At 37.7% G+C, this 12,621-nt stretch carries 10 protein-coding genes; 8 read left to right on the forward strand and 2 right to left on the reverse strand.

The window, feature by feature from the left end; all coding sequences use genetic code 11:
• Nucleotide 1 precedes the first annotated feature (1 nt).
• The 8 genes from BZG02_RS09945 (at nt 2) to BZG02_RS09980 (ending at nt 9,892) form a co-directional block, all read left to right on the forward strand.
• A complete protein-coding gene (locus BZG02_RS09945) occupies nt 2–1,147 on the forward strand; it encodes a CaiB/BaiF CoA transferase family protein (protein ID WP_101261448.1) in 1,146 nt (381 codons plus the stop codon).
• 26 nt (nt 1,148–1,173) lie between these two features.
• Nucleotides 1,174–1,956: an enoyl-CoA hydratase/isomerase family protein gene (locus tag BZG02_RS09950; RefSeq protein WP_101261283.1), complete on the forward strand. Its 783-nt coding sequence runs from the start codon at nt 1,174–1,176 to the stop codon at nt 1,954–1,956.
• Between the two features lie 22 nt (nt 1,957–1,978).
• Nucleotides 1,979–3,436 (forward strand): aldehyde dehydrogenase family protein, encoded by a 1,458-nt coding sequence (locus tag BZG02_RS09955; RefSeq protein WP_101261284.1) that lies wholly within the window; start codon nt 1,979–1,981, stop codon nt 3,434–3,436.
• Nucleotides 3,437–3,458: 22 nt separating this feature from the next.
• Entirely contained in the window at nt 3,459–4,484 is a 1,026-nt protein-coding gene (locus BZG02_RS09960) for an L-rhamnose/proton symporter RhaT (RefSeq protein ID WP_101261285.1), read from the forward strand.
• 271 nt (nt 4,485–4,755) lie between these two features.
• Nucleotides 4,756–6,897: a YccS family putative transporter gene (gene yccS / locus BZG02_RS09965; protein ID WP_101261286.1), complete on the forward strand. Its 2,142-nt coding sequence runs from the start codon at nt 4,756–4,758 to the stop codon at nt 6,895–6,897.
• A 333-nt stretch (nt 6,898–7,230) separates the two neighbouring features.
• Entirely contained in the window at nt 7,231–8,184 is a 954-nt protein-coding gene (locus BZG02_RS09970) for an SDR family oxidoreductase (RefSeq protein ID WP_101261287.1), read from the forward strand.
• A gap of 11 nt (nt 8,185–8,195) precedes the next feature.
• Nucleotides 8,196–8,738 (forward strand): hypothetical protein, encoded by a 543-nt coding sequence (locus tag BZG02_RS09975; protein WP_101261288.1) that lies wholly within the window; start codon nt 8,196–8,198, stop codon nt 8,736–8,738.
• A gap of 230 nt (nt 8,739–8,968) precedes the next feature.
• The gene (locus BZG02_RS09980) at nt 8,969–9,892 is read left to right on the forward strand and encodes a helix-turn-helix domain-containing protein (protein ID WP_101261289.1); all 924 of its coding nucleotides are present in this window, start codon (nt 8,969–8,971) and stop codon (nt 9,890–9,892) included.
• A gap of 83 nt (nt 9,893–9,975) precedes the next feature.
• On the opposite strand, the gene BZG02_RS09985 is transcribed toward BZG02_RS09980, so the two are convergent.
• Together BZG02_RS09985 and BZG02_RS09990 are read right to left on the reverse strand one after the other, a co-directional pair.
• Complete coding sequence (locus tag BZG02_RS09985; RefSeq protein WP_101261290.1) at nt 9,976–11,046, reverse strand: 2Fe-2S iron-sulfur cluster-binding protein; 1,071 nt, start codon at nt 11,044–11,046, stop codon at nt 9,976–9,978.
• Nucleotides 11,047–11,158: 112 nt separating this feature from the next.
• Complete coding sequence (locus tag BZG02_RS09990) at nt 11,159–12,562, reverse strand: MFS transporter (protein WP_101261291.1); 1,404 nt, start codon at nt 12,560–12,562, stop codon at nt 11,159–11,161.
• Nucleotides 12,563–12,621 lie beyond the last annotated feature (59 nt).

Consider the following 12,621-nt stretch of genomic DNA (forward strand, 5'->3'; position numbering starts at 1 on the left):
CATGAACAAACCATTAGAAGGAATATTAGTTATAGACTTCAGTCAATATTTATCAGCGCCATCGGCAAGTTTACGTTTAGCTGATTTGGGTGCTCGCGTTATTAAAATTGAACAACCAAATACGGGCGACCTGACCCGTGGCCTGTTTTTTTCGAATGTGGTAATGAACGAAGAATCATCGATGTTTCATGCCATTAATAGAAATAAGCAAAGCTATCAAGCCAATATGAAATCGGCTGTAGAAAGAGAAAAAGTGTATCATTTAATTCAAAAAGCCGATGTACTAATTCATAATTTTCGCCCAGGTGTGGTCGAGAAACTAGGAATTGAGTACAAGAAAGTGAAAGAATTGAATCCTGAGATTGTTTACGCCGAATTATCGGGTTACGGAAAAGAAGGCGTTTGGAAAAACAAAGCAGGTTTAGATTTACTCATTCAATCCTTATCGGGGCTTACCCAATTAAATGGAAACGAAGGTGCTGGGCCGGTACCAATTGGCTTAGCTGTTGTTGATATTCTATCTGGAGCACATTTAGCTCAAGGAATACTAGCTTGTTTGTACCGTAAAATTACTAAAGGGAAAGGTGGTCGCGTTGAGGTATCAATGCTGGAATCTGCAATAGAATATCAATTCGAATCTGTTACTGCTTTCTTCCGCGACGGCGGAGAACCAACCATACGTGCAAAAAGCAATAGTGCACATGCCTATTTGGGAGCACCTTATGGCGTTTACAAAACTAAAAATGGATACATTGCCTTAGCTATGGGGCAAATTCCCTTTCTAGGAGAACTACTTGCTTGCCAAGCTCTTTTAAAATACACCGAGGTAGAGTCGTGGTTTACTCAAAGAGATGAAATTAAAGATATTTTGGGCGATCATTTACTGACCAAACCAACCGAAGACTGGCTGGCTGTATTAGAACCTGCTGATATTTGGTGTGCTGAAGTTATGGATTGGAAAACTCTTTTCGATACCGAAGCATTTAAAATATTACAGCTAATTCAGGAGGTGAAGATGAGCGATGGCTATTCATCCAAAACAACTCGTTGTCCTATTGAAATTAACGATTCCTATCTTTTATCAGAAATGGGTTCTCCAAAATTAGGCGAACACACAGAGTCAATTTCCAATGAATTTGCATTGTAAAACTCAACCAATAAAAACACATTACGATGAACGAAAATACATCTGAAATAGTAATAAGAAAAAACGGTAGAACAGTTTATATCAGCTTAAACAGACCATCTGCCAACAGTTATTACGAAGGTTTTTTAAAACAAATTTCAGAAGCAATAAAAAAAGCAAGTGCCGATACAGAAACTAAAGTAATCGTACTAAACAGCACATCCGAAAAATTCTTTTGTGCTGGGGCTGATATTAAAATTTTTAGTTCGAATACAGTCGAGCAGAATAATAAAATGGTAGTTGCTGCGCGCGAGGTGTGCGCGGCTATCACCGAAAGTAAAAAAATAATTATCGCAGCCATAAAAGGACACTGCTTAGGAGGTGGATTAGAAATGGTTATGGCTTGTGACATCCGTTTGGGCGCGGAAGGAAATTATTTAATTGGTTTACCAGAAGTAAAACTTGGATTAATGCCTGGAAATGGCGGAGCTCCTCGTATGATTGACCTTTTAGGCACCAGCCGAGCAATGGAACTTTTGGTAACCGGGAACAATATAAGTCCTCAAAAAGCATATGATTTTGGCTTATTCAATCAATTATTTCCTGCTGATGAATTTGATGAAAATGTAGCTAAATATGTTGGAAATTTATCCAAAGGTGCAGGCGAAGCAATGGCTGCTATTAAGCATTACGTGCAGCATCATAAAGGAATGAATGCCCAACAAGGTCTCGATTATGAAACTGAATGTGTGAAAAAACTCTACGATACACCAGATGCGAAGGAAGGATTTCTGGCTTTTGTTGAAAAACGCGACCCAAAATATATTTAATCATCACCTAAAATAAATACCAATGAATCAGGATATAAAACATTACCCGTGCTTTATTAACGGCGAGTGGTTAGACTCTACTATTCGCGAATCTATTGCTGTTGAAAACCCTGCAAACAATGAAGTATTTGCAACCGTTACTGCATGTACAACAGAGGATGTTCAATATGCGCTCGAAAGTTCTGAGAAAGCACAATTAGGCTGGCAATTATTACCTGCACAAACTCGGGCAAATTATTTATTTGCCATTTGCGACAGATTAAAAGCAGAACGCGAGCACTTTGCCAAACTATTGGTAATGGAGCAAGGGAAAACATATCCTGAAGCATTGGGTGAAGTAGATGATACGGTTCGTTACATCAGCTATTCGGCGGAGGCTGCCAGAAGAATTCAGGGAGCAATTTTTCCAACAGAATTGCCAAACGAGCGATTAAGTATTTATAAAGTACCTTATGGAGTAACAGTTGCTTTGTGTGCTTTTAATTATCCTCTAGCACTAATCGGACGAAAAATTGGTCCGGCATTGGCTACCGGGAATACCATGATTATTAAACCTCATGATTTAACTCCTGTTACCGCTTCGGAATTTTGCCGTTTGGTAGAAGATGCTGGAGTGCCCAGAGGTGTAATTAATATGGTTGCAACGAAAACAGCTCAAGCTGCATCTTTACTGGTTGAAAGTCCTATTACTAAGCTAATTAGTTTAACAGGAAGCACAAATGCCGGGCGCGCTATGTACCGTGCATCGGCCAATAACATTACGGGTTTAATTCTAGAGTTAGGTGGCAAAGCTCCATTTATTGTTTGCGACGATGCTAATATTGATAAAGCAGTTGAAGCTGCTGCAATTTCGCGTTATGCCAACTGCGGTCAGGTTTGTATCTGCAACGAAATGGTTATGGTCGATGAGAAAATTGCTGATGAATTCACCGAAAAATTGATTAAGCGCGTGCAGCAAATAAAAGTGGGTGATCCTTTCGCTGCCAGTACCAATATGGGGCCAAATGTAAGTAGCCTTGGTTTGGAACGTGTTCACAATTTAGTAAAGGATGACGTAGCAAACGGAGCCGAACTTGTAATGGGTGGCGGAAAACCAGATGGAGCACAATTTGAAAATGGAAATTGGTACGCGCCAACAATCCTTACCAATATCAACAAGGATCATTCCACCTTAAAATCGGAACTTTTTGCTCCAGTACTTCCCATCATGAAAGTTTCAGGATTCGAAGAAGCTTTGACACTATGCAATGCACGTGAAGAAGGATTATCAGCTTATTTGTATACCAACGATTACAAACGACACCAATTGGCGATTGATCAACTGCAAGTGGGTACCATCTTTATCAACAAACATATTGTAGGCTACATTCAAGGCTATCACTCTGGACACAAAACTTCTGGTCTTGGTGGTGAAGATGGCGTTTTCGGCATGGATGAATATTTACAAAAACGTACAATTTATCTGGATTACTCAGAATAATTTCAACTAAAAACTTTCAACTATGGGTATAGGTATTATTTGGGTTTTGTTAGCTGCAATCCTATTGGGGTTTTATGCACTACCCAGCAAATCGGTAAAAAGCTACTCACTAGAAAACTTGTGGGGTGCATTTTGGATGGCTGCCATGTTTGTGGTTCCAGTTTTAGCAGGTGTTCTGTTGGTAAACGGATTGGGTGCTACTTATGCACAAGTTCCCAATAACATTTTTATTAGTATTTTGGCACTTAGCGTTTTATGGGGTCTTGGGAATTTACTTTGGGGAATCAGTATTTCAAAAATTGGAATGGCCTTGGGCTTTTCACTTTTAATTGGAATCTCTACTTTGGTAGGATCAATACTTCCCTTTTTTATGGGCGGATTTGATCAACTTTCCACTCCTGGTGGTCTAGTTATTTTAGCAGGTATTTTTGTGATTATGCTAGGAATTATTGCCAATGGGAAAGCCGGACTCTTGCGCGAAGAAGGCAATGAAAAAGATGCCGAATCGAGTAAGAAAAATATGCGTATTGGAATTATCATGTGTGTAGTTGGTGGTATTAGTGCTGCTGGTTTTAATCTTGCCTATCATGTAGCCGATAATATTGGACACATTGGTGCTATTTCGCAAGAACAATATGGTAACGCTCCTTGGATTGCAAGAATTGCTGTTATGCTTCCCTCCTTTATTGGTAGTGGTTTAGCTACAGTTCTTTACTTTTCCTATCAGCTTTCTAAAAATAAAACTTGGGGACAATTTAAAGCTCCGGAAAGCTCAAAAAATATTTTTCTGATTTTAATTATGGCATTGGTTTATTGTGCCTCCCTTATTATTTATGGTTTGGGTGCTTATAAACTAGGTGCATTAGGAACATCAGTAGGTTTTGCAATTTTTCAAACTAGTTGTATTATGGTAGCTAATATACTTGGTATATTTACAGGAGAATGGAAAAGTGCAGGCTCGAAGAGTAAAAATTGGATGTACTCTGGATTAGCTGTTATGGCAGTAGGTATTGTTATAGTTGCCTACGGAAATTTCATGCTAGCCTAAATAAAATTACCTCTTCTGGTTAGAAGATAAAAAATAAAATTGCCATCCTTTGAGATTTCTCAATTACGGATGGCTTTTTTATGTTCCAACTTTTCACGACCTCATCCCTAATTCATTTTGCTAGTTCCCTCTCCTGCAGGAGATGCTTAGACTGAGATTTTACATCTAGTAAAGCCATTCTTTTCCAATCAATTTTCATATATCGCCAAACGTATGCTCTCTAACAATTTGCTTCTATTATCTTTGCATTTTTAATACAAGATAAAAAGGAATGAATAAATTGACACTCGACAGGTTTCAAGGGAAAGGATGGTACGAATTCTTAGTTAAGAATTTGTGGAGGTATCCCAACAGATTACTTGCCTTAAAAGCCGCCATTGCAATGGGACTTTTGCTAATTCCTTTTCTTTTTTATGGAGCTGGTTTTATGGGAGTTACTCTTGCCTTAGGTGCACTGGCAGGAGCTCTTTCCGAAACCGACGATCATCCCAAAGGACGTGTAAAAGCACTTGCGCTCACCATTATCAGTTTTATGATTTCGAGTGCTTCGGTTGAAATATTGCGTCCTTTTCCCATTCTTTTTGGTATTGGATTAATTGGTTCTACCATTACATTTATTATTGTTGGTGGATTGGGGGAACGATACCGAGGCGTTACTTTCGGAGCCTTATTGGTAGCCATTTACACCATGTTGGGTGCCGATTTATCCCCAAATTGGTACTGGCAGCCCTTGCTTTTGCCTGCGGGAGCTTTGTGTTACGGATTGCTCTCTCTCCTATTACTTACCTTACGTCCAAACCGATTGTTGGAAGAACAACTTGCTCAGGCGTTCGAGGATCTGAGCTTGTACATGAAAGAAAAAGCAAGACTTTTCCCGAGTGATTCTAAATCGCAAGAAAAAATTCGCGGTCGATTGGCTACCTTAAATATTCAATTCATTAACTCACTGGAAAGATGCAAAAATGTACTCAACTCCTACTCCGATGCTGTCGACGATCCGAATGCACTGCGCCCTTATCTGCATAAATTTGTACTCCTACAAAGTTTGCACGAAAGAGCCTCATCGAGTCACGAACGTTACGATTTAATAAGCGATGAAGCCGATAATACCGAAATTTTAGAAGGCTTGGGGCAACTACTATTACAATTATCATTGGCGACTCATGAGGTTTCGAAAAGTTTACTGATGGGCACTATCTACCAGCATCCAGTTGCTCTAAAATGGACAATTGCTGCCTTAAAAGATAAAATTGCCAAACAAAGCCATACCACTAAGAGTACAAACCTTAGCCTACTGCTCCAAAATCTCACCCAGTCCCATTTTTCTTTGCAAAATATGAACTATTATGTGGATTCGGGATTGCTTCCAAAGGTAGATAGAGACACAAAAAATTTGTGGCAAAAACTAAGAGAACAGTTAAGTTGGACACATCCTCGATTTCGTTATGCCATTCGCCTGAGTACTTGTTTTCTGATTGGCTACCTTCTTATTTTGGCTTTCGATCTTGAAAAAGGATATTGGATTTTACTAACTAGCTTATTTGTATGCCAGCCTAGTTACAGCGAAACAAGACAGCGTCTTTTTCAACGAATTGTAGGCACTTTAAGCGGTGTGGTAATTGGCGTTTCCATTGTTCAGTTATTACCTACCGTTGCAGGACAGGCAGTACTTATGCTAGTTGCCGCTTATGCCTTTTTTGTTTGGTTGCGAAAAAACTATGCAATATCGGTTGTGTTTGTTACCATTTTCGTGATTGCAGCTTTTAATTTAATTGCAGGCAAAGGTGTAATCGTTATGGGTGCAAGAATGATGGATACTATAATTGGGGCTTTACTCGCAATTGCTGTTGTTCGGTTTATGTGGCCCGATTGGCAATACAAACGTCTGCCTAATCTTCTTTCGTCGGCATTGGAAAAAAACCACAACTACTTTAGTGCAATTCTGCTTGATTACAAAGAATCACAAGAAGATGATTTGAACTATCGAATTGCCAGGTATCGGGCACATCAGGCCGATAACGCACTCGCATTATCGTGGCGAGGAATGAGATTGGAACCTAAAAAACATCAGAAATTTCAGAAACATGCCTTTACATTAACCTATCTCAATCATGCTTTACTGTCGTACTTATCGGCTTTAGGCTCGCATCGAGATATCAAAAACTACATTAGCGACGACCAATGGGAAATGTTTCTTAGTATCGAGATCGAGCTAAGAAAAGCTGTTAGTGGATTGCAAAAATCGGAATCCTGTGCTTCTACACAAAGCATTAAAACGTTTATTGATGATTTAGGACAAAGAATCACAGATGTGGAACGAGGTACCGAGCGTCAAAAATTGGTTTTGCTATACAATATTGCCGAGGTTACGGAACAATTATTACAAGAAGCATCGGAATTATTTCAGGAGTAAATTTCAACCAGGCATGAACGAAACCGAATACTCAACCCAACAACCTAATAATCAGCCATAAGAAAGTAAAATGATTACATTAATTCTTCGATGGCTGTACGCCTAAACTTAAGAACATTTAATTTTGTTACTCCACGCATCGCTTTTTAATTATGCCGTAGTGCAGAATTGAAACACCACCAGCAAACAGCATATTTATCACAACTTGTTGTTTTTCAATTGGTGTTCGTAATTTACGAAAATGTATACATTTTGAACCAAAATGTTTAAGTAGAAAACACTCTTCATTAGCGAACTTTGTACCAAGATAATTTTATTAAAAAGAATTGAATTATGACTAATAATAAAAAATTTGGAACAAAAGGATGGACACCGGACTTAATGAAGGTGCAGAAAGGCAAAATATTTTTAATCACCGGTGCTAACAGCGGTACGGGATTTGAGGCTTCGAAGATACTTCTATCTAAAGGGGCAAAAGTAGTGATGCTGAACCGGAATCCTGAAAAATCAGAAAATGCCATTGCTACATTAAAACAAAAGCTTGGAAATAATATCGATGTGTCTTTTATACGTATGGATCTGGCAGAACAGGCTTCCATAAGAAAAGCAGCAGAAAAGATTCTTGAAGTGATTCCTCGCATAGATGCACTATTGTGCAATGGTGCCATCGCCCAAGTGCCTAAACAAAAATTCACTAAGGATGGCTTCGAAAGTCAGATTGGGGTGAATCATTACGGTCACTTTTTACTTCAAGCCTTACTCTTTCCTCTGATTGAAAAATCTAAAGGGAGAATTGTAGTTGTAGGTAGTGAAGGGTATAAAATGGGTATAAAAACAATCCAATTCGATGACATAAACTGGAATAAGAATTACAGCCCTAATGATGCCTATAGCCAAAGTAAATTGGCACAGATCATGTGTGTTTACGAACTGCAGAATCGGTTAAAAAAGGCGGGTAAAAAGGATGTCAAAATTTATGCCTGTCATCCTGGTGCTTCTTCTACCTCATTGATAAAAACCAGCGGTAGCTTACTAACACGCTTCATATGGCAACTGATGAAACTGTCTCCATTGGTACAATCAGCAAAAAAAGGCTCCTATCCCGAACTCATGTGTGCCACCGAAGAAGAGTTGAATCAGAAAGGATTTTATGGTCCTACAGGTCGAAATTATTGGACTGGTGCAGTAGGCGAATGTGAATTAGAACCTCATGCCACAGATAAAACAGTATCGAATAAGCTGTGGACCCTATCGGAAAAAGAAACAGGTATAAAGTGGAATTTTTAAAAACATAAAACATGGAAATACTAAAAACAGCTACCGATTGGGCAAAAGCCGAAGTTTTTTCAACCTCATTCTTTATTCTTTTCGGAGCCATCTTTGTTGTAGTAAGCATAGGCTTTTGGCAGTTAGGAAAAACAGATTTAGCGAAAGCATATATCGTTCCCACCTTGGTAGCCGGTGCTATACTTTTAACCATTGGGATTGGATTATTTTTTACCAATATATCAAGAATTTCAAACTTTACAGACGACTATAATCAGGATGCTTCAGCTTTTGTGCAGTTAGAAATTGATCGTGTCGATAAAACTTTAAAGGAATATAAAACCGTAGTTTTTAAAGCCATTCCTCTAATTATTGCTTCATGCGCGCTATTAATTCTATTCGTGAATGCCCCAATTTGGCGAGCGAGTATAATTACTAGCATTGCTATGCTAATCGTTATTTTATTAATAGACGGCACTGCCCATGCAAGAATTGAAGTCTATAAAGAACAATTAGCAGTAGCAAAAACCAGCATAACCAAAACGTATACACAGCATACACAGGTAAAAGATTGAGAAGCTTTTAATCGCCCTTACTGCAATGCGTCTAGCTACTATTTTTTAAATATTTGATAAGATTGTATGTTACAAGCACAGCTAATCCTTTATACCTATCGGACTTGCAACAAATTATAATTTTACATTAAATTTGTAGTAATAAAATGAGCATTCCTATTTCTTCAGGTAGCAACAAGCCCCTAAATGCGAGTTCCATGAGTCATCATTAAAATATTAATTTTAAACAAATGAATCATATAAACTTTAAAAATATTACAGAATTCAATCTGGCTCAGAATTTACCTGAACCTGAGAATCCTCTTTTTAGTATTGGTAGTAAAACGATGAATGTTAACAAGATACAAAATTGTGTTTCGTCGAACAAAGAAGTGAACTACACCAACCATTTTTACATTATCAGTCTTAAAAATATTGTTTCGGGTGAAATAATTTATGGCAGAACAAAATATGATTGCAATACAGGAACCTTGTTGTTTTCAGCTCCTAATCAAACGTATACTGTAAAGGATGTTGTGATTAGTTCTGAATCTTGGTTTATGGCTTTTCACGAAGATTTTATTCGAGGATTGGATATTCAGAAGCGAATTAAGAAATACAATTTCTTCAATTACAATGTTAACGAAGCTTTGCACCTTTCTCCAAAGGAGGAACAAACCATAAAAACAGTATTCCGAAATATTGAAACTGAGTACCAAAATAATCAGGATGAGTTCAGTAAAGAAATCATCATTTCTCATTTGGAAACACTTTTAAAATATGCCGATCGCTTTTACAAACGTCAGTTTCTAAATCGTAAAGAAATAAATAAAAGCCTGATTACTAGATTTAAAGATATTTTAGGTGCTTACTATGATAAAGGACAATTATCGGAAAAAGGAATTCCTACAGTAGAATGGTTAGCCAATCAATTGGGAGTGAGCCATCGTTATATGAGCGACACGATTAAAGCAGAAACAGGCAAGACAGCAATAGACCAAATTAACCTGTATTTGATTGAAGAAGCTAAAAATTTATTACTTGCACCTAACGCTTCCATTTCCGAGACTGCATTTAAATTGGGATTTGAATATCCACAATACTTTTCACGCCTATTCAAAAAGAAAACAGGACTTAGTCCAAAAGAATACATCGAATCGGCATCTTTGAACTAATTCTAAAGCCTTAGAATTAATAAGTAAACCATAGAAACCTGCACATGGCTTCCCCTGTAAAATATAAATTTCCTCTTAACAATCTATTTAAATTCAATTTTCACTTTATCGGTTTGTGCCATCGCTTGACATGTTAAAATCATTTTGTTCTTCCTATCTTCAGGACTCAAAGCCAAGCTTGCTTTCATTTTCACTTCGCCTTCCATCACATGAGCCTTACAAGTACCACAAATACCACTTCTGCATAAGTAAGGAACCGGCGCACCAACTCGTTCCAATCCTTCTAAAACACTTTCGCCTTCGGCTAGTTGAACGCTATAATTTTCCTTCTCAATACTTGCATCGACTATGGCATTTCCACTTGCAGTTAATCCTTCATCGCTCTCCTTATCTGGATTGGAAAAATACTCGAAATGGATAAATTCTGCAGCAACTCCCATCTCCATCAAGCTATCCTGAACCATTTGATTCATTCCATCTGGTCCGCAAATATAATACTCAGAATTTTCGGTAGGTGATGGATTTTCATGAAGAAAAGCTTTCACCATATCCACATCTATCCTGCCTCTTTTCCCCTCCCAAGGAGTTATGGTAAAATCGAGAAATCGTTTCGAAAGTGTTTGTATAATTTTCAAGCGATTGGGGAATTTAGCTTGCCAAGCTATCAATTCATCGTAAAACAAAATTTCGTGCACACTCCTATTTCCATATAGCAAAAACACTTTACTTTTTGGTGCTGCCAATAGTATAGATTTTAGCATGCAGTAAAAAGGTGTTATTCCACTTCCTGCTGCAAACAGGTAATAGATTTTGCTATCGTTTCTATCCAAATTTACCAGGAAATCGCCTTGTGGAACAGAAACCTCAACAAAATCTCCAACTTGTAAATTATTTGCAATATAATTGGAAATCAATCCCTCTTTTTGAATTTTCACACTTACCTGATAAAATCCATTTTTGTAGGGAGTATTATGCAAGGAATACATTCTTAACTCTTGCACTCCATCAATAATAAATCGAAAACATAAATGTTGCCCCGGACGAAACTCAAAAATTGGCAATAATTCATTTGGTATTTGCATACTTAATGTGATAGCTTCCTTTATTGGCTTTTGAATTTCCACGATGGGAATACGATAAAATTCTTGTTCCATAATTTTCCTGTTTTTCGGTTATTATCACTTTAAAGTACGGAGATTTTGGCAATTTTCCCCATAAAAAAACCACCTTGTAAAAAGGTGGTTATCTATCTTGTTGAATTAGTTATTAAACTGCTAACTCGTTTTTAGCATCTAATTTTCTGGTAATTCGTCCGTAAATGATTAAGGCTATAGCCGATGTAGTGGCAATGGCAACAAAGTAGTACCAAATATAATGAGCATGAGCCGAAGCTTGCTCCCATTCGGCATGATCGGCAAATAGTTTTGGATCCGGACAGTATTTAGACAATAAATATCCTGATAATCCAAACCCTAAAATCGACGAAATAAATGAATGCAGATGACTAAATCCCAAATACATACCTTCTTCTCCTTTTGGTGCTTGCAAAGAGAAATATTCTAAAAATCGCGGCGATATAAAGGATTCGGCAAAGCCTTGAAATACAATACCTACAATCATCATAAATGCAACCGGGTGCAAATCAAAAACACCTAAATTAATCGATTCAACTTCCAATAAATTCCCTGCGGCCATACACAATGCCGACACTGGCATAATAAACATACCAACTGTCATGGAAAAAAGCGCGGTTTTCTTTTGCATTAATTGTGTAATTAATCCTACAAAAAGGAATACAATTAATGGATTTACATTGGCATACCACGATGGTGAAGCTCCTTCACCTGCCATACGCAATACATATTTAGGCATGGTAGCATACAGTTGATGTTGTACCATCCAAAATCCTGTTACAATTAGGATTAAAGCAACCAATCGTCCGTTGGCAAGTACTCTTAGCAAGGCGTCCCAAATTTCCGACATGCTCTTGCCTTCTCCATCGTGACGAGTACTCTTGAAAAAGAAATAAACAGCAATTAATCCCAATAGAGTAGCTCCGGCCGAGAAATAATTTAAGGTAATTAAACCTTCGTTCCCCATGGCTTCGCGCAAAGGTTTCACAATAGTTTTTCCGGAAAATGCTCCAATATTCACCATGGTATAGAAGATAGAAAATCCTCTTGCACGATTGGCTACTGTTGTTTCCTTGGCAACGGTTCCCGTTATTACCGATTTTATAAACGAACCTCCAATCATGATTAGCATGATTATTGGAATAATAAACCATTTATGAGAACTATCCTCTAATCCGGTAAACACGGTAATCTTAGAATATTCGACTAATCCTGCAGCCTCCAACATCGTTGGAAAAATACCCAAACCTGCATATCCCAAACTTAATAAACTAAATGCAAGTAGTAATGCATTCTTAAATCCCATTTTATCGGCTAAAGCACCACTAAATGTTGGCAATAGATATAATCCTCCCGAAAACAATCCGGATATTAAAGCGGCTTCCACATCTGTAAAACCAAGTATTCTTGATAAATAAATGGTTATTACAATAAATACTCCGTAATATGCCGCTCTTTCCAATAACTCCACCGAGTTGGCTACCCAAAAGGCTTTGGTAAACTTCTCCTTTATCTTTTTCCCTTTTTCACTACTCATACTTCTTTCTTTAATTATATCTTAAGATGATCCCTTTTTTCTTTTAGGATCCTAAAAAT

Source organism: Labilibaculum filiforme, assembly GCF_002843315.1.
Lineage (GTDB): Bacteria > Bacteroidota > Bacteroidia > Bacteroidales > Marinifilaceae > Labilibaculum > Labilibaculum filiforme.

Excerpts from the sequence above, each read along its gene's own strand:
- BZG02_RS09945 (WP_101261448.1), top strand. The coding sequence starts at position 2 with ATGAACAAACCATTAGAAGGAATATTAGTTATAGACTTCAGTCAATAT.
- BZG02_RS09950 (WP_101261283.1), top strand. The coding sequence starts at position 1,174 with ATGAACGAAAATACATCTGAAATAGTAATAAGAAAAAACGGTAGAACA.
- BZG02_RS09955 (WP_101261284.1), top strand. The coding sequence starts at position 1,979 with ATGAATCAGGATATAAAACATTACCCGTGCTTTATTAACGGCGAGTGG.
- BZG02_RS09960 (WP_101261285.1), top strand. The coding sequence starts at position 3,459 with ATGGGTATAGGTATTATTTGGGTTTTGTTAGCTGCAATCCTATTGGGG.
- yccS (WP_101261286.1), top strand. The coding sequence starts at position 4,756 with ATGAATAAATTGACACTCGACAGGTTTCAAGGGAAAGGATGGTACGAA.
- BZG02_RS09970 (WP_101261287.1), top strand. The coding sequence starts at position 7,231 with ATGACTAATAATAAAAAATTTGGAACAAAAGGATGGACACCGGACTTA.
- BZG02_RS09975 (WP_101261288.1), top strand. The coding sequence starts at position 8,196 with ATGGAAATACTAAAAACAGCTACCGATTGGGCAAAAGCCGAAGTTTTT.
- BZG02_RS09980 (WP_101261289.1), top strand. The coding sequence starts at position 8,969 with ATGAATCATATAAACTTTAAAAATATTACAGAATTCAATCTGGCTCAG.
- BZG02_RS09985 (WP_101261290.1), bottom strand. The coding sequence starts at position 11,046 with ATGGAACAAGAATTTTATCGTATTCCCATCGTGGAAATTCAAAAGCCA.
- BZG02_RS09990 (WP_101261291.1), bottom strand. The coding sequence starts at position 12,562 with ATGAGTAGTGAAAAAGGGAAAAAGATAAAGGAGAAGTTTACCAAAGCC.